Annotated in this window: 18 protein-coding genes; 14 read left to right on the forward strand and 4 right to left on the reverse strand. The window is 60.5% G+C overall.

From position 1 onward, the window contains the following. The first annotated feature begins 2 nt into the window (after positions 1-2). Genes ssuD through HX824_RS18280 form a run of 4 tightly spaced genes read left to right on the forward strand, consistent with a single transcriptional unit; the run spans position 3 to position 2,997 of the window. Complete coding sequence (gene ssuD / locus HX824_RS18265) at positions 3-1,151, forward strand: FMNH2-dependent alkanesulfonate monooxygenase (RefSeq protein WP_003213905.1); 1,149 nt, start codon at positions 3-5, stop codon at positions 1,149-1,151. Between the two features lie 9 nt (positions 1,152-1,160). Further along, positions 1,161-1,949: an aliphatic sulfonate ABC transporter permease SsuC gene (ssuC, locus tag HX824_RS18270; protein ID WP_008438905.1), complete on the forward strand. Its 789-nt coding sequence runs from the start codon at positions 1,161-1,163 to the stop codon at positions 1,947-1,949. Then, positions 1,946-2,752 (forward strand): aliphatic sulfonates ABC transporter ATP-binding protein, encoded by an 807-nt coding sequence (gene ssuB, locus HX824_RS18275; protein WP_003213901.1) that lies wholly within the window; start codon positions 1,946-1,948, stop codon positions 2,750-2,752. Before ssuC ends, ssuB begins: the two co-directional genes overlap by 4 nt. A 29-nt stretch (positions 2,753-2,781) precedes the next feature. Further along, entirely contained in the window at positions 2,782-2,997 is a 216-nt protein-coding gene (locus tag HX824_RS18280; RefSeq protein ID WP_003213899.1) for a molybdopterin-binding protein, read from the forward strand. Positions 2,998-3,168: 171 nt separating this feature from the next. On the opposite strand, the gene HX824_RS18285 is transcribed toward HX824_RS18280, so the two are convergent. Then, positions 3,169-3,807: a TetR/AcrR family transcriptional regulator gene (locus HX824_RS18285; protein WP_003213896.1), complete on the reverse strand. Its 639-nt coding sequence runs from the start codon at positions 3,805-3,807 to the stop codon at positions 3,169-3,171. A 252-nt stretch (positions 3,808-4,059) separates the two neighbouring features. Beyond that, a complete protein-coding gene (locus tag HX824_RS18290) occupies positions 4,060-5,436 on the reverse strand; it encodes a glutamine synthetase family protein (protein WP_003213894.1) in 1,377 nt (458 codons plus the stop codon). Between the two features lie 278 nt (positions 5,437-5,714). Between HX824_RS18290 and HX824_RS18295 the strand changes: the two genes are divergently transcribed. The 8 genes from HX824_RS18295 (at position 5,715) to HX824_RS18330 (ending at position 14,896) form a co-directional block, all read left to right on the forward strand. Beyond that, a complete protein-coding gene (locus HX824_RS18295; RefSeq protein WP_003213893.1) occupies positions 5,715-6,494 on the forward strand; it encodes a gamma-glutamyl-gamma-aminobutyrate hydrolase family protein in 780 nt (259 codons plus the stop codon). 39 nt (positions 6,495-6,533) lie between these two features. Continuing rightward, a complete protein-coding gene (locus tag HX824_RS18300; RefSeq protein ID WP_177054904.1) occupies positions 6,534-7,892 on the forward strand; it encodes a glutamine synthetase family protein in 1,359 nt (452 codons plus the stop codon). Positions 7,893-7,950: 58 nt separating this feature from the next. Continuing rightward, positions 7,951-9,315, forward strand: a complete 1,365-nt coding sequence (locus tag HX824_RS18305) for an aspartate aminotransferase family protein (RefSeq protein WP_003213889.1) — start codon at positions 7,951-7,953, stop codon at positions 9,313-9,315. Positions 9,316-9,522: 207 nt separating this feature from the next. Then, positions 9,523-10,617, forward strand: a complete 1,095-nt coding sequence (locus tag HX824_RS18310) for a polyamine ABC transporter substrate-binding protein (RefSeq protein WP_003213887.1) — start codon at positions 9,523-9,525, stop codon at positions 10,615-10,617. 165 nt (positions 10,618-10,782) lie between these two features. Further along, positions 10,783-11,877 carry a polyamine ABC transporter substrate-binding protein gene (locus HX824_RS18315; protein ID WP_102370128.1) on the forward strand — a complete coding sequence of 365 codons (1,095 nt, stop codon included), beginning with the start codon at positions 10,783-10,785 and terminating at the stop codon, positions 11,875-11,877. 75 nt (positions 11,878-11,952) lie between these two features. Next, a complete protein-coding gene (locus tag HX824_RS18320; RefSeq protein ID WP_003195240.1) occupies positions 11,953-13,095 on the forward strand; it encodes an ABC transporter ATP-binding protein in 1,143 nt (380 codons plus the stop codon). Then, positions 13,092-14,012 carry an ABC transporter permease subunit gene (locus HX824_RS18325; RefSeq protein ID WP_003213882.1) on the forward strand — a complete coding sequence of 307 codons (921 nt, stop codon included), beginning with the start codon at positions 13,092-13,094 and terminating at the stop codon, positions 14,010-14,012. The genes HX824_RS18320 and HX824_RS18325 overlap by 4 nt, the downstream gene beginning before the upstream one ends. Further along, on the forward strand, positions 14,009-14,896 hold the full coding sequence (locus tag HX824_RS18330; RefSeq protein ID WP_008438909.1) for an ABC transporter permease subunit: 888 nt from the start codon (positions 14,009-14,011) through the stop codon (positions 14,894-14,896). The genes HX824_RS18325 and HX824_RS18330 overlap by 4 nt, the downstream gene beginning before the upstream one ends. A gap of 144 nt (positions 14,897-15,040) precedes the next feature. Here the strand turns inward: HX824_RS18330 and HX824_RS18335 are convergent, their stop codons facing one another. Beyond that, the gene (locus HX824_RS18335; protein ID WP_003213877.1) at positions 15,041-15,682 is read right to left on the reverse strand and encodes an HD domain-containing protein; all 642 of its coding nucleotides are present in this window, start codon (positions 15,680-15,682) and stop codon (positions 15,041-15,043) included. A 266-nt stretch (positions 15,683-15,948) separates the two neighbouring features. Here HX824_RS18335 and HX824_RS18340 point away from each other — a divergent pair, with 266 nt between their 5' ends. Continuing rightward, positions 15,949-16,914: a GlxA family transcriptional regulator gene (locus tag HX824_RS18340; RefSeq protein WP_177009079.1), complete on the forward strand. Its 966-nt coding sequence runs from the start codon at positions 15,949-15,951 to the stop codon at positions 16,912-16,914. On the opposite strand, the gene HX824_RS18345 is transcribed toward HX824_RS18340, so the two are convergent. Next, positions 16,892-17,245, reverse strand: coding sequence for a carboxymuconolactone decarboxylase family protein (locus tag HX824_RS18345; RefSeq protein ID WP_008438910.1), 354 nt, complete (start codon positions 17,243-17,245; stop codon positions 16,892-16,894). The two genes, HX824_RS18340 and HX824_RS18345, sit on opposite strands and share 23 nt — an antisense overlap. A 99-nt stretch (positions 17,246-17,344) precedes the next feature. Between HX824_RS18345 and HX824_RS18350 the strand changes: the two genes are divergently transcribed. Then, on the forward strand, positions 17,345-18,247 hold the full coding sequence (locus HX824_RS18350) for an AraC family transcriptional regulator (RefSeq protein ID WP_177054905.1): 903 nt from the start codon (positions 17,345-17,347) through the stop codon (positions 18,245-18,247). Positions 18,248-18,331 lie beyond the last annotated feature (84 nt).

Raw genomic sequence — 18,331 nt, forward strand, 5'->3', positions numbered from 1 at the left:
CCATGAGCCTCAATATTTTCTGGTTTCTGCCTACCCACGGCGACGGCCATTACCTTGGCACCGCCGAAGGCGCTCGCGCCGTAGACCACGGTTATCTGCAGCAAGTGGCCCAGGCGGCCGACCGCCTTGGCTTCGGCGGGGTACTGATCCCCACCGGCCGCTCCTGCGAGGATTCGTGGCTGGTGGCGGCGTCGCTGATCCCGGTGACCCAACGCTTGAAATTCCTTGTCGCGCTGCGCCCCGGGATCATTTCCCCGACGGTGGCTGCGCGTCAGGCCGCGACCCTGGATCGTCTGTCCGGCGGCCGCGCGTTGTTCAACCTGGTGACCGGTGGAGACCCGGATGAATTGGCCGGCGACGGTTTGTTCCTGAGCCATGAAGAGCGTTACCAGGCGTCGGTGGAGTTCACCCGCATCTGGCGCCGCGTACTGGAAGGCGAGACCGTCGATTACGACGGCCAGCACATCAGCGTCAAAGGCGCCAAGTTGCTCTATCCGCCGATCCAGCAACCGCGCCCGCCGCTGTATTTCGGTGGCTCCTCCGAAGCGGCCCAGGACCTGGCAGCCGAACAAGTGGAAATGGTCCTGACCTGGGGCGAGCCTCCGGCTGCGGTGGCGGAAAAGATTGCACAGGTTCGCGCCAAGGCCGCCAAGCTCGGGCGTACCCTGCGCTTCGGCATTCGCCTGCATGTGATCGTGCGTGAAACCAACGCCGAAGCCTGGCAGGCCGCCGACAAACTGATCTCCCATGTGGACGATGAAACCATCGCCCGCGCCCAGGCGTCGTTGTCGCGCTTTGATTCCGTAGGCCAGCAACGCATGGCCGCCTTGCACGGCGGCAGCCGCGACAACCTGGAAGTCAGCCCCAACCTGTGGGCGGGCGTAGGCCTGGTACGCGGTGGCGCCGGCACGGCACTGGTGGGCGATGGCCCGACCGTGGCCGCGCGGGTGAAGGAATACGCGGACCTCGGTATCGACACCTTTATCTTCTCCGGGTACCCACACCTGGAAGAGTCGTATCGCGTAGCGGAGTTGCTGTTCCCGCATCTGGACATCGAGCGTCCCGAGTTGCCGAAAGGCGCCGGCTACGTCAGCCCGTTCGGCGAAATGGTCGCCAACGACATTCTTCCCAAAGCTGCGTCCCAGAGCTGAGGCGCCGCCATGAACCTTGAAAAGTTAAGTCATCGATTGGCGCCCTGGGCGCTGCCGATCCTGTTGCTGGCGGTATGGCAGCTGTCCGTCTCGGCCGGCTGGTTGTCGACGCGCATTCTGCCGGCACCCAGCGCGGTGATCGAAGCGGGTGTCAGCCTGGTGCGTAGCGGCGAAATCTGGACCCACCTGGCCATCAGCGGCTGGCGTGCGGGCCTGGGCTTTGTGATCGGCGGCAGCATCGGCCTGACCCTGGGGTTTATCACCGGCCTGTCGACCTGGGGTGAACGCCTGCTGGACAGCTCGGTGCAGATGATCCGCAACGTGCCGCACCTGGCGCTGATCCCGCTGGTGATCCTGTGGTTCGGCATCGACGAGACGGCGAAGATATTCCTGGTCGCCCTCGGCACGCTGTTCCCGATCTATCTCAATACTTACCACGGCATCCGCAACGTCGACCCGGCGCTGGTGGAAATGGCCCGCAGTTATGGCCTGTCCGGTTTCAGCCTGTTTCGCCAAGTGATTTTGCCGGGCGCCTTGCCTTCGATTCTGGTGGGCGTGCGCTTCGCGCTGGGCTTTATGTGGCTGACGTTGATCGTCGCGGAAACCATCTCCGCCAGTTCCGGTATCGGCTACCTGGCGATGAACGCCCGGGAATTCCTGCAGACCGATGTGGTGGTTCTGGCGATCGTGCTTTACGCGGTCCTCGGCAAGCTGGCAGACCTGGCGGCGCGGGGCCTGGAGCGAGTCTGGCTGCGCTGGCACCCGGCTTATCAAGTGAATAAAGGAGGTGCGGCATGACCGCTCAACAACCTCCACGCCTGCTGCGGGGCATTCCCCTGGCAGTGCGCAAGTTGCGCAAGGCTTTCGGTTCGCGGGAAGTGCTGAAGGAAATCGACCTGCATATTCCTGCCGGTCAATTCGTGGCGGTCGTGGGCCGCAGTGGCTGCGGCAAAAGTACCTTGCTGCGCCTGCTGGCCGGGCTGGACAAAGCCAGCGGCGGCGAACTGCTCGCCGGCTCCGCGCCGCTGAGCGAAGCGATTGAAGACACGCGGTTGATGTTCCAGGAAGCGCGCCTGCTGCCGTGGAAAAAGATCATCGACAACGTGGGCCTTGGCCTCAAGGGCAACTGGCGCCCGCAGGCACTGGAAGCGCTGGAAGCGGTCGGCCTGGCCGAGCGCGCCAATGAGTGGCCGGCGGCGTTGTCCGGTGGCCAGAAGCAGCGCGTGGCCCTGGCCCGCGCCCTGATCCACCAACCGCGCCTGTTGCTGCTGGACGAACCGCTGGGAGCGCTGGATGCCCTGACCCGGATCGAGATGCAGCAACTGATCGAGAACCTCTGGCAGAAGCACGGCTTCACCGTGTTGCTGGTGACCCACGACGTCAGCGAAGCCGTGGCCATTGCCGATCGGGTGATTTTGATCGAAGACGGCGAAATCGGCCTCGACCTGCACGTGGAACTCCCACGTCCGCGGGTGCGTGGCTCCCACCGCCTGGCGGCGCTGGAAACCGAAGTGCTTAACCGTGTGTTGTCGCTGCCCGGCACCCCGCCGGAACCCGAACCTGTTTCACCGCTGCCTACGCAATTGCGTTGGGCTCAATAACTCACTTGTCTTACACAGGAAGAACGACCATGACTATCAAAGCCATCAACGTGCGTAACCAGTTCAAAGGCACCATCAAGGAAATCGTCGAAGGCGACGTGCTGTCGGAAATCGACGTACAGACCGCGTCCGGTATCGTCACTTCCGTGATCACCACCCGCTCGGTGAAAGAGCTGGAACTGGTGATCGGCAGTGAAGTGATTGCCTTCGTGAAATCCACCGAGGTGTCGATCGCCAAGTTGTGATCAATGGTTCGCACAAACCCCGAAGGTGAAAGCCTGTCGGGGTTTTTGTCGTTCTCAAGATTGCTTTCGCGAGCAAGCCCGCTCCCACATTTGACCGAGTTCTACCTTTGGAATACGGTCGAATGTGGGAGCGGGCTTGCTCGCGAAGAGGCCCGGACAGGCAACAAAAAATCAGAGCGCAGCCACCCGCTTGGGCAAGAACGCCGGCAGATAAAGCCCCACATACGCATCAAACACCCGCATGCCTTCCTCGGCCATGCGCGGGGTGATTTGCCCATGCTGATGCACCGAGCGCGCGTAGACGCGGTCGCTCAGTTCCAGGGCCAGGGCAAACACGTCGACATCGGCGGGCAGGCTCGGCACCTCGAAGTGCCGGTTGAACACCTCAAACATCAGGTTTCCCAGCTCCAGGTCGTGCTGGCGGTCGGCCTGTGTCACTTCGGTCAACCCGTGCTGGGCCAGGATCAATTGGCGGGCGGCGGCGTCGTTGCTGTAGATGCTGAGCATGCGCTGCTCCACCACGCAGGACAGGTCGCGCCAGTGCTTGAGTGAATCATGATCGATGGGCGCCTGAATGGCCGCGCGAAAGGCCGCATGAACGTCAGCGGTCAGCGCCTCCAGCAACGCCGGCACGCTGGCGAAGAAGTGATACACCGATGACGGTGGAATCTGCGCCCGCTCGGCCACGCTGTAGATCGACAGGCTGGCCACGCCTTCGGCGGCCAGCAAGGTGCGGGCGGCATCGAGGATCGCGTCGATCCGGGCCTGGCTGCGGGCGCGGGGTTTGCGAGGAGTGGCAGGGCGATTCATTGAAGTCTCCTACAGGGCAGCGGGCATTGTACGCAGAGCCACTGGATGATCCATACCCTGTGGCGAGGGAGCTTGCTCCCGCTGGACTGCGCAGCAGGCCCAAGACCTGCACCTCGGTTCCGCCTGAAAGAACCCGGTGTTCTTATTGGGGCCGCTTCGCAGCCCGGCGGGAGCAAGCTCCCTCGCCACAACAGCCATAAAAAAACGCCGTAGGCCAAAGGCCTGCGGCGTTCTTTTTAGCCCGGCAACCGCTTACACGGTATGCAGGTACCAGTTGTACTCAAGGTCGGAGATGGAGTGTTCGAACTCCTCCAGCTCACTTTCCTTACAGGCGACGAAGATATCGATGTATTTAGGATCGATGTACTTGGCCATCACCTCGCTGTCGTCCAACTCGCGCAGGGCATCACGCAGGTTGTTCGGCAGGCTCTGTTCGTTCTGCTCGTAGCTGTTGCCTTCCACCGGTGCGCCAGGCTCGATCTTGTTGGTCAGGCCGTGATGCACGCCCGCCAATACCGAAGCCATCAGCAGGTAAGGGTTGGCATCAGCCCCGGCCACACGGTGTTCGATACGTACGGCGTCGGACGAGCCGGTCGGTACGCGAATCGCCACGGTGCGGTTATCCAGGCCCCAGCACGGCGAGTTCGGCACGTAGAACTGTGCGCCGAAACGACGGTAGGAGTTGACGTTAGGGCACAGGAACGCCATTTGGGCGGGTAGGGTCTCCAGCACACCGCCGATCGCGTGACGCAATGCGGCGTTCTGCTCGGGATCCTCGCTGGCAAAGATGTTCTTGCCGTCCTTGTCCAGGATCGAAATGTGCACGTGTAGGCCGTTGCCTGCCTGGCCCGGGTAAGGCTTGGCCATGAAGGTGGTGTCCATCTCATGGTCGTAGGCGATGTTCTTGATCAAGCGCTTGAGCAGTACCGCGTAGTCGCAGGCCTTTATAGGGTCGGCAACGTGGTGCAGGTTCACTTCGAACTGCGCCGGGGCACTTTCCTTGACGATGGCGTCGGCAGGGATGCCTTGCTCTTTTGCACCTTCCAGAATGTCCTGGAGGCAGTCGACATATTCGTCGAGGTCGTCGATCAGGTAGACCTGTGTCGAGTGCGGGCGTTTGCCGGAGATCGGCGAGCGGGGCGGTTGTGGCCGGCCATTCACGTTCTCCTGGTCAATCAGGTAGAACTCCAGCTCGAATGCGGCGCAGATGGTCAGACCGAGGTCGTCAAATTTGCTTACAACTTGGCGGAGTACTTCGCGAGGATCGGCGAAGAAAGGTTCACCTTCGAGTTCGTGCATGGTCATCAGCAGTTGCGCGGTTGGGCGCTTTTGCCAGGGTTCATTGCACAGGGTGTCGGGGATTGGATAACAGATTCGGTCAGCATCACCGATGTCCAGACCCAGGCCGGTGCTTTCCACCGTTGAGCCGTTGATATCCAGGGCAAATAGAGAGGCAGGCAGGTTAATGCCCTTCTCGTAAACCTTGTGGAGGCTGGTGCGTTCGATGCGCTTGCCGCGCACCACACCATTCATATCCGCAATTAGAAGGTCTACGTACAGAACCTCAGGATGATCCTTAAGGAACGCGTTCGCTTCGTTAAGCTGAACGGCACGCGGGGGTACCGACATGATGCAACACCTTTGTTGTTAAAAATATCAATCATTGATCTCTTCGGGTTTCAGTCAACCCGAACGGCATGCCGAAGTCAAGCGAGGCCTTTTTTGCCCTAAAAAAGCGCCGTGAGGGCTTTTTTGGGGCTTTTTGGGGCAATTTTTTGGGATTGGGGCTCTTGGAATCAGCACGTTTGAGCGGGCCGTGTTGTATTTTTTACGGGGGTGTTGTGTAAAAAAATGAACAAGGCTAAGCTCGATTCAAACCCATAACAGCAATAATACCGGGGTGCTTCATGTCTCGCCTGCCGTTAATCGGCGTCACCGCCTGCTCCAAACAGGTCGGTCTGCATGCTTATCACATCAGTGGCGACAAATACGTCCGTGCAGTGGCCACCGCTGCCAAGGGCTTGCCGTTGATTATTCCGTCCCTGGCGGATCTGCTCGACCCGGCCAATATTCTTGACGGCCTGGACGGCATTCTATTTACCGGCTCACCTTCCAATATCGAACCCTTTCACTACGACGGTCCGGCCAGCGCGCCCGGGACTGCTCATGATTCTGCACGGGACCAAACCACCCTGCCGCTGCTGCGTGCAGCCATAGCGGCCGGCGTTCCGGTGCTGGGGATTTGCCGTGGCTTCCAGGAAATGAACGTGGCGTTTGGCGGCAGCCTGCACCAGAAGGTTCATGAAGTGCCGGGCATGATGGATCACCGCGAAGACGACACCCAGCCGCTGGACATCCAGTACGGCCCGGCACATCCGGTAACCATCTCCCCGAATGGGGTATTGGCAAGCCTGGGCTTGCCGTCGACGATCCAGGTCAACTCGATTCATTCACAGGGCATTGATCGCCTGGCGGCCGGTTTCCAGGTCGAGGCCACCGCGCCGGATGGCCTGATCGAAGGCTTTTCAGTGCCCGCGGGCAAGGCTTTTGCTTTAGGAGTGCAATGGCACCCCGAATGGCAGGTAAGCTCTAACCCGCACTACCTCGCAATCTTCCAGGCATTTGGCAATGCCTGTCGAAAGCGGGTGATGCAACGCGACGCGGATGCTGCGTCAACTTACGCCTGACCTTTAATGGATGTCAGGAAACACAGCCCAGAGGCATTTATGAGTAACAACCTCGACCAGCTCACCGATTGGTTGAAAGACCACAAGATCACAGAAGTCGAATGCATGATTGGCGACCTCACCGGCATCACCCGGGGCAAGATCTCGCCGACCAACAAGTTCATCGCCGAAAAAGGCATGCGCCTGCCCGAAAGCGTTCTGTTACAGACCGTGACCGGCGACTATGTCGAAGACGACATCTATTACGAATTGCTCGACCCGGCCGACATCGACATGATCTGCCGCCCGGACGAGAACGCGGTGTACCTCGTGCCCTGGGCCATAGAGCCTACGGCCCAGGTGATCCACGACACCTACGACAAGCAAGGCAACCCGATCGAGCTGTCGCCGCGCAACGTGCTCAAGAAAGTCCTCAAGCTCTACGCCGATAAAGGCTGGCAGCCCATCGTGGCGCCGGAGATGGAGTTCTACCTGACCAAGCGCTGCGAAGACCCGGACTTCCCGCTGCAACCGCCGATTGGCCGCTCCGGTCGCCCGGAGACTGGCCGCCAGTCCTTCTCTATAGAAGCGGCCAACGAATTCGACCCGTTGTTCGAAGACGTCTACGACTGGTGCGAATTGCAGGAACTGGACCTCGACACGTTGATCCACGAAGACGGCACGGCGCAGATGGAAATCAACTTCCGTCACGGCGACGCACTGTCCCTGGCCGACCAGATCCTGGTGTTCAAGCGCACCATGCGCGAAGCGGCGCTCAAGCACGACGTGGCGGCCACCTTCATGGCCAAACCCATGACCGGCGAGCCCGGCAGCGCGATGCACCTGCACCAGAGCATCATCGATATCGCCACCGGCAAGAACGTGTTCTCCAATGAAGACGGGACCAAGAGCGAGCTGTTCCTGCACCACATCGGCGGCCTGCAGAAATTCATCCCCGAGCTGTTGCCGCTGTTCGCCCCTAACGTCAACTCGTTCCGCCGCTTCCTGCCCGACACCTCGGCGCCGGTCAACGTGGAGTGGGGCGAAGAGAACCGCACCGTTGGCCTGCGGGTTCCGGACGCCGGCCCACAAAACCGTCGGGTGGAAAACCGCCTGCCGGGTGCCGACGCCAACCCGTACCTGGCGATTGCCGCCAGCCTGCTGTGTGGCTACATCGGCATGGTCGAAGGCATCAGCCCAAGCGCGCCGGTGGTGGGTCGTGGTTACGAGCGCCGCAACCTGCGCCTGCCGCTGACCATCGAAGACGCCCTGGAACGCATGGAAAACAGCAAGACCATCGAGAAATACCTGGGTCAAAAATTCATCACAGGCTACGTCGCGGTCAAGCGGGCCGAGCATGAAAACTTCAAGCGCGTGATCAGTTCGTGGGAGCGGGAATTCCTGCTCTTCGCCGTCTGATGCGCCGGGCGCGCCCTTCAAACGGCGCGTCCTCACCTGAAACATCTAGGAGATTGGTATGTCCAGCAACAACCCGCAAACCCGTGAATGGCAAGCCTTGAGCAGCGATCACCACCTGGCGCCGTTCAGCGACTTCAAGCAATTGAAAGAGAAAGGCCCACGGATCATCACCAAAGCCCACGGCGTTTACCTGTGGGACAGCGAAGGCAACAAGATTCTCGACGGCATGGCCGGCCTGTGGTGCGTGGCGATCGGTTACGGTCGCGATGAACTGGCTGATGCGGCCGCCAAGCAGATGAAAGAACTGCCTTACTACAACCTGTTCTTCCAGACCGCCCACCCGCCGGTGCTGGAACTGGCCAAAGCCATCTCCGATATCGCCCCGCAAGGCATGAACCACGTGTTCTTCACCGGCTCCGGCTCCGAAGGCAACGACACCATGCTGCGTATGGTCCGCCACTACTGGGCGATCAAAGGCCAGCCGAACAAGAAAACCATCATCAGCCGCAAGAATGGCTACCACGGTTCAACCGTGGCCGGCGCCAGCCTGGGCGGCATGACTTATATGCATGAACAAGGCGACTTGCCGATCCCGGGCATCGTCCACATCGCCCAGCCTTACTGGTTCGGCGAAGGCGGCGACATGAGCCCGGAAGAATTCGGCGTGTGGGCGGCCAACCAGCTGGAAGAGAAGATCCTGGAACTGGGCGTGGACAACGTCGGTGCCTTTATAGCCGAGCCGATCCAGGGTGCCGGTGGCGTGATCGTGCCGCCAGACAGCTACTGGCCGCGCATCAAGGAAATCCTCGCCAAGTACGACATTCTGTTCGTGGCTGACGAAGTGATCTGTGGGTTTGGCCGCACCGGTGAGTGGTTCGGTAGCGATTTCTACGGCCTCAAGCCCGACATGATGACCATCGCCAAGGGCCTGACCTCCGGCTACATCCCGATGGGCGGCCTGATCGTGCGCGACGAAGTGGTCGCCGTGCTGAACGAAGGCGGTGATTTCAACCACGGCTTCACCTATTCCGGTCACCCGGTGGCGGCAGCGGTAGCCCTGGAAAACATCCGCATCATGCGCGATGAACAAATTGTTAAGCACGTGCACGACGAAACGGCACCCTATTTGCAAAAGCGTTTGAGGGAACTGGCTGATCACCCGCTGGTGGGTGAAGTTCGCGGTGTGGGCATGCTCGGTGCCATCGAACTGGTTCAGGACAAGGCAACGCGCAAGCGTTATGAAGGCCGTGGTGTTGGCATGATCTGCCGCACGTTCTGCTTCGAGAATGGCCTGATCATGCGCGCCGTCGGCGACACCATGATCATTTCGCCACCGTTGGTGATCAGCAAGGCCGAGATAGACGAGTTGGTGACCAAGGCGCGGCACTGCCTGGACCTGACTTTGGCGGCATTGCAGGGCTAAATGCTAGGCTCAGAACGCAGCGCCTGTCGGGCGCTGCTTCTGGGGTGTTAGAAAAGCGGGGCATTGGTTGAAAGCCGGCCCCTGAACTTGCCAGACTGTCGCCCTGTTTTGTCGCCCTTAGACGGGCTGCGAAACACGTTGTAATTAAAGAACGAACGTGGCCCAAAAAAGAAAAAATTGGAGCATGACCGAATGAAGGCATTAGGTTTGAAGAACGCTGGCAAGACCCTCCTGGCCTTGTCCCTGATGGGGGCCATGGCAGGCGCGGCGCACGCCGACGATAAAGTGCTGCACGTTTATAACTGGTCCGACTACATCGCACCGGACACCATCGCGAACTTTGAAAAAGAGTCCGGGATCAAGGTGGTCTATGACGTGTTCGACTCCAACGAAACCCTGGAAGCCAAGTTGTTGGCAGGCAAGTCCGGCTACGACATTGTCGTGCCGTCGAACAACTTCCTCGCCAAGCAGATCAAGGCCGGTGTTTACCAGGAACTGGACAAGTCCAAGCTGTCGAACTACGACAACTTGAACAAGTCCCTGCTTAAAGCCGTGTCCATCAGCGACCCGGACAACAAGCACGCCTTCCCGTACATGTGGGGCTCGATCGGCATCGGCTACAACCCGGAGAAGGTCAAGGCCGCACTGGGCATCGACAAGATCGACTCGTGGGACACCATCCTCAAGCCGGAAAACCTCGCCAAGCTCAAAGGCTGCGGTGTGAGCTTCCTCGATTCGCCAACCGAAATGCTGCCAGTGGCACTGCATTACCTGGGCCTGCCGACCGACACCCAGAAGAAGGAAGACCTCAAGCAAGCCGAGGCCCTGTTCCTCAAGCTGCGTCCTTCGATCGGCTACTTCCACTCGTCCAAGTACATTTCCGACCTGGCCAACGGCAACATCTGCGTAGCCGTGGGTTATTCGGGTGACGTGCAACAGGCCAAGTCCCGCGCGGCTGAAGCCGGTGGCAAGGTCAAGGTTGCCTATGACATTCCGAAAGAAGGTGCCGGCAGCTTCTATGACATGGTCGCCATCCCTAAAGATGCCGAGAACGTCGACGCTGCCTACAAGTTCATGAACTACCTGCTGAAGCCGGAAGTCATGGCGGGCATTACCAACAGCGTACGTTTCCCGAACGGTAACGAGAAAGCTACCGCGTTGGTCGACAAAGACATCACCAGCGACCCAGGCATTTATCCGCCAGCGGACGTGCAAGCCAAGCTGTATGCCATTGCTGACTTGCCGGCTGCTACTCAGCGGGAAATGACCCGCAGCTGGACCAAAATCAAATCGGGCAAGTAAAGCCGCTTTGATACCTGTTTTGCTAACTGCCGCGATGCGCGCGGTGGTTAGCGAAACAATTAAATGACAGAAAGTTTTGCCGGATCGGTTTATCGAGGGTAAGTTGCGCGCCGGTTTTGTTGCCGGGCAACAACTTCGGGCCCAACTATTTAAGAGGACCTCCACTTGCCAATTTCTTTATTTCGCAAAGCCTTGCTGGTGGGTGCAGGTATCACGCTGGCTGTCAGCGTGCAGGCCGCGCCGACTGTGCATATTTATAACTGGTCGGACTACATTGGCCCGGACACCCTGGCCAACTTTGAAAAGGCCACCGGCATCAAGCCGGTCTACGACGTGTTTGACTCCAACGAAACCCTGGAAGGCAAGTTGCTCGCCGGGCGTACCGGGTATGACGTGGTCGTGCCGTCGAACCACTTCCTCGGCAAGCAGATCAAGGCCGGCGCGTTCCAGAAGCTCGACAAGTCGCAACTGACCCACTACGCCAACCTCGACCCGGCGCTGCTCAAGCGCCTGGAAAAGAACGACCCGGGCAACCAGTACGCCGTGCCGTATCTGTGGGGCACCAACGGCATTGGCTACAACGTCGACAAGGTCAAGGAAGTGCTGGGCGTCGACAAGATCGACTCCTGGGCCGTGCTGTTCGAGCCGGAAAACATGAAGAAGCTGGCCACGTGCGGTGTGTCGTTCATGGACTCGGCGGATGAAATGCTGCCGGCGGTGCTCAACTACATGGGCCTCAACCCCAACAGCACCAACCCTGAAGACTACAAGAAGGCTGAAGAGAAACTCCTGAAAGTGCGTCCCTACGTGACCTACTTCCATTCTTCCAAATACATCTCGGACCTGGCCAACGGCAACATCTGCGTGGCGGCCGGTTTCTCCGGTGATGTGTTCCAGGCCAAGGCTCGTGCAGCCGAGGCGGGCAAGGGCGTGAACATCGCCTATGTGATTCCGAAAGAAGGCGGCAACCTGTGGTTCGACGTGCTGGCCATCCCCAAGGATGCCACCAACGTCAAAGAGGCCCTCGCCTTCATCAACTATTTGCTGAAACCTGAAGTGATCGCTCAGGTCAGTGATTACGTCGGTTACGCCAACCCTAACCCAGGGGCGGACAAACTGATGGAGCAATCGATACGCACCGACGAAGCGGTTTACCCACCGCAGGCGGTTCTCGACCGGACTTTTGTCAACTTCGAGCTACCCCCGAAAGTGCAACGTTTGATGACCCGTAGCTGGACCAAGGTCAAGACGGGCAAGTAAGGCTTAACGCTCAAACTATCCAAGGCTGGCCCGTATTGGGCGAGCTGCACTCTTTTTATTCTGGGAGTTTCGTAAATGGCAGTTGCCTCCGGCGCCTATAAGAAAGCCCTCGAGGGCGACCAGACACCGAAAAAGGTGCTGGTCAAAATCGACCGGGTCACGAAGAAGTTCGACGAGACGATTGCGGTGGACGATGTGTCCCTGGAAATCAAGAAAGGCGAAATCTTCGCCTTGCTCGGCGGATCGGGTTCGGGCAAATCCACCTTGCTGCGCATGCTCGCAGGCTTCGAGCGCCCAACGGAAGGACGCATTTACCTCGACGGTGTGGACATCACCGACATGCCGCCGTACGAGCGGCCGATCAACATGATGTTCCAGTCCTACGCCTTGTTCCCCCACATGACCGTGGCCCAGAACATCGCGTTTGGCCTGCAGCAGGACAAGATCCCCAAGGCCGAGGTCGACGCCCGTGTGGCCGAGATGCTCAAGCTGGTGCAGATGAGCCAGTACGCCAAGCGCAAGCCGCACCAGCTGTCCGGCGGCCAGCGTCAGCGGGTGGCGCTGGCGCGTTCCCTGGCCAAGCGTCCGAAACTGCTGCTGCTCGATGAGCCGATGGGCGCACTCGACAAGAAGCTGCGTTCGCAGATGCAACTGGAACTGGTGGAGATCATCGAGCGCGTGGGCGTGACCTGCGTGATGGTGACCCACGACCAGGAAGAGGCCATGACCATGGCCGAGCGCATCGCGATCATGCACCTGGGCTGGATCGCCCAGATCGGCAGCCCGATCGACATCTATGAAACGCCGACCAGCCGCCTGGTGTGCGAGTTCATCGGCAACGTCAACATCTTCGACACCCAGGTGGTGGACGACGCCGAAGGCCACGCGGTACTCAAGTGCCCGGACCTGGACCGCGATATCTACGTCGGCTACGGCATCGCCACTTCGGTGGAAGACAAGTCGGTGACCTACGCCATCCGCCCTGAAAAGCTGCTGGTGACCACCGAAATGCCGACCTGCGAGCACAACTGGTCCAGCGGCAAGGTGCACGACATCGCCTACCTCGGCGGCCATTCGGTGTTCTACGTCGAATTGCCGAGCGGCAAGCTGGTGCAATCCTTCGTGGCCAATGCCGAACGCCGTGGCCAGCGCCCTACCTGGGGCGACCAGGTGTACGTGTGGTGGGAAGACGACAGCGGCGTGGTACTTCGCTCATGAACATGAAGAAGTTCAAACGCCAGCTGCAACGAATAACCCCCGGTGGCCGGCATGTGGTCATCGGGATCCCTTTCCTCTGGTTGTTCCTGTTCTTCATGCTGCCGTTCTTCATCGTCTTGAAGATCAGCTTTGCCGAAGCCGACGTGGCGATCCCGCCTTACACCGAGATCTACACCTTCGTTGAACAGAAACTGCAGTTGGTGCTGAACCTGGCCAACTACGGGATGCTGGGCGATGACGAGTTGTACATCGCGGCGTACCTGGGCTCGCTGAAGATGGCGTTTTTCAGCACCATCCTCTGCCTGCTGATCGGCTACCCGATGGCCTACGCCATTGCCAGCGCACGCAAGGAAATCCAGACCGTGCTGGTGCTGCTGATCATGATGCCGACCTGGACTGCGATCCTGATCCGGGTCTATGCGTGGATGGGCATCCTCAGCAACAACGGTTTGCTCAACGGCTTCCTGATGTCCATCGGGTTGATCAACGAACCGCTGCAGATCCTCAACACCAACATTGCGGTGTATATCGGCGTGGTCTATTCGTACCTGCCGTTCATGATCCTGCCGCTGTACGCCAACCTGGTGAAGCACGACCAGAGCCTGCTGGAAGCCGCGTCGGACCTGGGTTCGAGTACCTTCAACAGCTTCTGGAAAATCACCGTGCCGCTGTCCAAGAACGGCATCATCGCCGGCTGCATGCTGGTGTTTATCCCGGTGGTGGGCGAGTTCGTGATCCCGGAACTGCTGGGCGGTCCGGAAACCCTGATGATCGGTAAAGTGTTGTGGCAAGAATTCTTCAACAACCGTGACTGGCCGGTGGCGTCTGCCCTGGCGGTGGTGATGCTGGCGATCCTGATCGTGCCGATCATCCTGTTCAACCGCAGCCAAGCCAAAGAGATGGAGGGCAAGATATGAAGCGCGTCAGTTTCTCAAGCTTCATGCTGGTGGCGGGGTTGCTGTTCATCTACCTGCCGATGCTGATCCTGGTGATCTACTCGTTCAACGAATCCAAACTGGTGACGGTGTGGGGCGGTTGGTCGATCAAGTGGTACGTCGGCCTGTTGGACAACACCCAGTTGATGGGCTCGGTCGGTCGCTCCCTGGAAATCGCCTGCTACACCGCGATTGCGGCGGTGGCACTCGGTACATTGGCGGCGTTCGTGCTGACGCGCATCAGCCAGTTCAAGGGCCGCACGCTGTTCGGCGGCCTGGTGACGGCGCCGCTGGTGATGCCGGAAGTGATCACCGGTCTGTCGCTGTTGCTGCTGTTCGTGGCCATGGCGCAGATGATCGGCTGGCCGCAGGAACGTGGCCTGGTGACCATCTGGATCGCCCACACCACGTTCTGTTCGGCGTATGTGGCGGTGGTGGTGTCGGCGCGCTTGCGTGAGCTGGACCTGTCGATTGAAGAGGCAGCCATGGACCTGGGTGCGCGGCCGTGGAAGGTGTTCTTCCTGATCACCATTCCGATGATCGCGCCGTCGCTGGCGGCGGGCGGCATGATGTCGTTCGCGCTGTCGCTGGATGACCTGGTGTTGGCCAGCTTCGTGTCGGGGCCGGGTTCGACCACGTTGCCGATGGAAGTGTTCTCGGCGGTTCGCCTGGGGGTTAAACCCGAGATCAACGCCGTGGCCAGCCTGATTCTGTTGGCGGTGTCGATCGTGACGTTCCTGGTGTGGTTCTTCAGCCGTCGTGCGGAAGAGCACCGCAAGAAAGCGATCCAGCAGGCGATTGAGGAAGCGGCTGCGGATGGTTGGGAGAAGCCGGCGGATTCGCGTCGGGCTCCAGCACCGGTCTAATCAGGTAGCCCTGAAGAAACCGGATCAAAAATGTGGGAGCGGGCTTGCTCGCGAAAGCGCAGTGTCAGTCACCGGATGTATTGACTGATCCACTGCCTTCGCGAGCAAGCCCGCTCCCACATTTTGATTGCATTCCAATTCGGGTTAAGCAGTCCAAGGCGACTTGCGAATCACCTCGACGAAATTCATCGGCTTGAACCCCGGCTCCTGATCCACCAGCACATCGGTCTTCACGTTGCCAAACGTGGTCTGCGGGCGATGGCGCAGGCCGTCGGCAAACGCGCAGATGATGCACTCCTTGAACCCTTCACCCCGTGGATGCGCATGCACCACCGCTTCGCGCTGCACGCTGGTAAACGCCGCGTACTCCATTCCCAGTACGTCCATTTCCACGCCCGCCGTCACCAGCGCCACGGTTGGACGCAAGTGCTTGGGCACCCCCGGTGTGGTGTGCAGGGCGATGGACAACCACACCTGTTCGATGTCGTCATCGCTCAACCCGTAAGGCTTGAGAAAGTCCGCCGCCGCGTTGGCGCCGTCCACTTCAAAGCGTTCGTCGTCACTGCGGTGACCTTCCACCAGGCCCAGGTCGTGGAACATCGCGCCGACGTACAGCAGCTCCGGGTTATAGGCCAATTGCTGGCGCTCGCCGCTCAATGCGCCGAACAGGAACACCCGGCGGGAGTGGTGGTAGAGCAGGTCGGATTCGATGTCGCGGATGTATTCGGTGGTGGCCTTGGCCAGGGCGCTGTCCGGGATCTTGATGCCGGCGATGGTGGTGCTCATGGTCGTTCTCCTCAAGAAAGCGCCGGGGTTGGCGCCGATGAGTCCAGTCTGGTCGCGCGACCGCGAAGGGGCCATCGCGGCGAGGATGCGATCCCGGCCAATGTGCCGCGATATCGCGCCAAGGCTATGCGCGATCAAATGTAGGAGCTGGCTTGCCTGCGATAGCATCACCTCGGTATACCTGCTACACCGAGGTGTCTGCATCGCCGGCAAGCCAGCTCCTACAAGGGTTGTGTTTATTCAGTTAGAAAAAGGTGTTCCTGCTCATGGGCAAAACCGTCGCCATCCTGATCTTCCCCGGCGTCCAGTCACTGGACGTGACCGGGCCCCTGGATGTGTTCTGCGAGGCCAACCGTTTTCTGCCGCCCGAGGCGCATTACCAGCTGGAGGTGATTGGCCTGGGGCACGGCAACATGGCCTGTTCTAACGGCTTGTCGTTGCAGGCACACCGGCATTTCAGCGAGGCCCTCGAGCCTTACGACTTGCTGTTGATGGCCGGCGGGCCGCAGCTGCCCTTCGAGGATTTTGGCCCGGTGTTCAATCAATGGCTGCGGGACGCAAGCGCGCGGGCGAAGCGCTTCGGCTCCATCTGCAACGGTGCCTTCATGCTCGCCCGCGCCGGGTTGCTGGACGGGCGCACCGTCACCACCCACTGGGGCGACGCTGCCGATCTGGCCAGCTTGTGCCCATCGGCCCAGGTCGAAGCCGACCGCCTCTATGTGCAGGACGGCAACCTCTACACCTCGGCCGGGGTGACGGCGGGCATCGACCTGTCGCTGTACCTGCTGGCCCAGGACCACGGCCCGGAAGTCGCCCTCAGCGTGGCCAAGCGCCTGGTGGTGTTCACCCAGCGTTCCGGCGGGCAGTCGCAGTTCAGCCCGTTCCTGACACCCCACGCGCAAGCCACCTCGGCGGTGGCGCTGGTGCAGCTGTATGTATTGGCCAACCTGACGGGCGACCTGACCATCGCCGACCTGGCCAAAGCCGCCAACATGAGCGCGCGCAACTTCTCGCGGGTATTTGCCCGGGAAGCGCAGATCACTCCGGCGGAGTTCGTCGAGCGGGCGCGGGTGGATGCGGCGCGGGTGATGCTCGAAAGCACCCACGCACCGCTCAAGACCGTGGCGTATCAATGCGGCTTTCGCGATGCCCAGCACATGCGCAGTGTGTTCAATCGCCGGCTGGGCGTGACGCCGCAACAATTCCGGCTTAATTTTGCGGCGCCGGTTTGAGCGTGTCATAGGCTTCCAGGGCGCGCAGCGAGTAGATATACGCCGCGCCGGCATTCAGCGAGATCGCGGTGGCCAGGGTCGCGGCCACTTCTTCGCGGGTGGCGCCGGCCTTGATCGCCGCGTCGGCATGCACGCCGATGCAGCCGTCACAGCGGGTGGTGATGGCCACGGCGATGGAAATCAGCTCGCGGGTCTTGGCATCCAGGACGTCATTTTCCTCGGCTGCTTCCCCCAGCGCCATGTAGGCTTTGACCATCTTCGGGTTGCTCTTGCCCAGCGCGCCAAAGGCTTTCTTCACGGTAGGCAGCAAGTCGGACCAGTTATTGAACATCGTGTTAACTCCTGAACGGGTTGGGTGTGAAGCCAGTGTGCGCGGTTCAGGTTTGGCGCTTTTGTTCGATCCACTCACCTTTTTGACCGATGCTCGCAAATGAACTCCATCGACACCCTCATCGCGTTGGCCAACCTGCGGGGCAGCCTGGACTTGCGTTGCCAGTTCCAGGGCGCCTGGGCCATGGACCACGAGCCCGAGCCGCTGGGCGTGGCGCCGTATCACATTGTGCTGACGGGCACGTGCCGCGCCGAATTGTCCGGCGGGCAGCAGGTGACGTTGGAGGAGGGCGACATCCTGTTGATGCCCGGTGGCGCGACGCACTTGGTGCGCAGCCAGGGCGCGCGGGTAAAGCCGGTGGCGCAGACCGTGATCGAAGGCGGCTTGCTGCCGATCCATCGCCTGGGCGGTGAGCAACCGGACGTGGACATGCTCTGCGGCAGCTTTCGCTACAACCGCCAGTCGTTGCTGTTCAGTGCGTTGCCGGACTACCTGGTGGTGTCCAGCCGGCAGTGGCAGGCCGATGGGCAGTTGGCGGCATTGATCGCACTGCTGCGCAGCGAGGCGGACGGGCAGCGGCTGGGGGCGCGGTTTTTCATTGATGCGCTGTCGTCGGCGTTGTTCACCCTGATCCTGCGGGCATGGCTGACGCAGCAAGCGCCGGTGGCGGGCACCTTTGCCTTGTTGACCGACAAACGCCTGGGCAAGGCCTGGCAGGCGATGCTGGCGGATCCCGGGCATGAGTGGACCATCGACAGCCTGGCCAGCGCCGCGTCGATGTCCCGGGCGACCTTCATGCGTGGGTTTGTCAAAGTGGCAGGCGTGTCGCCGTGGGTGTTGCTGACGCAGTTGCGCATGGAGCTGGCGTTCAACCTGCTGCATCAGTCGCGGCTGAGCCTGACGGATATTGCCGCTCAGGCGGGGTATCAATCCCAGGCGGCGTTCAGCAAGAAATTCAAGGAAACCTACGGTGAGGCGCCGGGGCGGCTGCGTACCCGCTAGAAGCAACAACGCAGATCAAAATGTGGGAGCGGGCTTGCTCGCGAATGCGGAGTGTCAGTCACCAGATGTATTGACTGATCCACC

The organism is Pseudomonas sp. D4002 (assembly GCF_013385665.1).
Lineage (GTDB): Bacteria > Pseudomonadota > Gammaproteobacteria > Pseudomonadales > Pseudomonadaceae > Aquipseudomonas.

Excerpts from the sequence above, each read along its gene's own strand:
- HX824_RS18340 (WP_177009079.1), top strand. The coding sequence starts at position 15,949 with ATGGGCAAAACCGTCGCCATCCTGATCTTCCCCGGCGTCCAGTCACTG.
- HX824_RS18295 (WP_003213893.1), top strand. The coding sequence starts at position 5,715 with ATGTCTCGCCTGCCGTTAATCGGCGTCACCGCCTGCTCCAAACAGGTC.
- HX824_RS18350 (WP_177054905.1), top strand. The coding sequence starts at position 17,345 with ATGAACTCCATCGACACCCTCATCGCGTTGGCCAACCTGCGGGGCAGC.
- HX824_RS18300 (WP_177054904.1), top strand. The coding sequence starts at position 6,534 with ATGAGTAACAACCTCGACCAGCTCACCGATTGGTTGAAAGACCACAAG.
- ssuD (WP_003213905.1), top strand. The coding sequence starts at position 3 with ATGAGCCTCAATATTTTCTGGTTTCTGCCTACCCACGGCGACGGCCAT.
- HX824_RS18345 (WP_008438910.1), bottom strand. The coding sequence starts at position 17,245 with ATGTTCAATAACTGGTCCGACTTGCTGCCTACCGTGAAGAAAGCCTTT.
- HX824_RS18320 (WP_003195240.1), top strand. The coding sequence starts at position 11,953 with ATGGCAGTTGCCTCCGGCGCCTATAAGAAAGCCCTCGAGGGCGACCAG.
- ssuB (WP_003213901.1), top strand. The coding sequence starts at position 1,946 with ATGACCGCTCAACAACCTCCACGCCTGCTGCGGGGCATTCCCCTGGCA.
- HX824_RS18285 (WP_003213896.1), bottom strand. The coding sequence starts at position 3,807 with ATGAATCGCCCTGCCACTCCTCGCAAACCCCGCGCCCGCAGCCAGGCC.
- HX824_RS18290 (WP_003213894.1), bottom strand. The coding sequence starts at position 5,436 with ATGTCGGTACCCCCGCGTGCCGTTCAGCTTAACGAAGCGAACGCGTTC.
- HX824_RS18330 (WP_008438909.1), top strand. The coding sequence starts at position 14,009 with ATGAAGCGCGTCAGTTTCTCAAGCTTCATGCTGGTGGCGGGGTTGCTG.
- HX824_RS18305 (WP_003213889.1), top strand. The coding sequence starts at position 7,951 with ATGTCCAGCAACAACCCGCAAACCCGTGAATGGCAAGCCTTGAGCAGC.
- HX824_RS18325 (WP_003213882.1), top strand. The coding sequence starts at position 13,092 with ATGAACATGAAGAAGTTCAAACGCCAGCTGCAACGAATAACCCCCGGT.
- ssuC (WP_008438905.1), top strand. The coding sequence starts at position 1,161 with ATGAACCTTGAAAAGTTAAGTCATCGATTGGCGCCCTGGGCGCTGCCG.
- HX824_RS18335 (WP_003213877.1), bottom strand. The coding sequence starts at position 15,682 with ATGAGCACCACCATCGCCGGCATCAAGATCCCGGACAGCGCCCTGGCC.
- HX824_RS18280 (WP_003213899.1), top strand. The coding sequence starts at position 2,782 with ATGACTATCAAAGCCATCAACGTGCGTAACCAGTTCAAAGGCACCATC.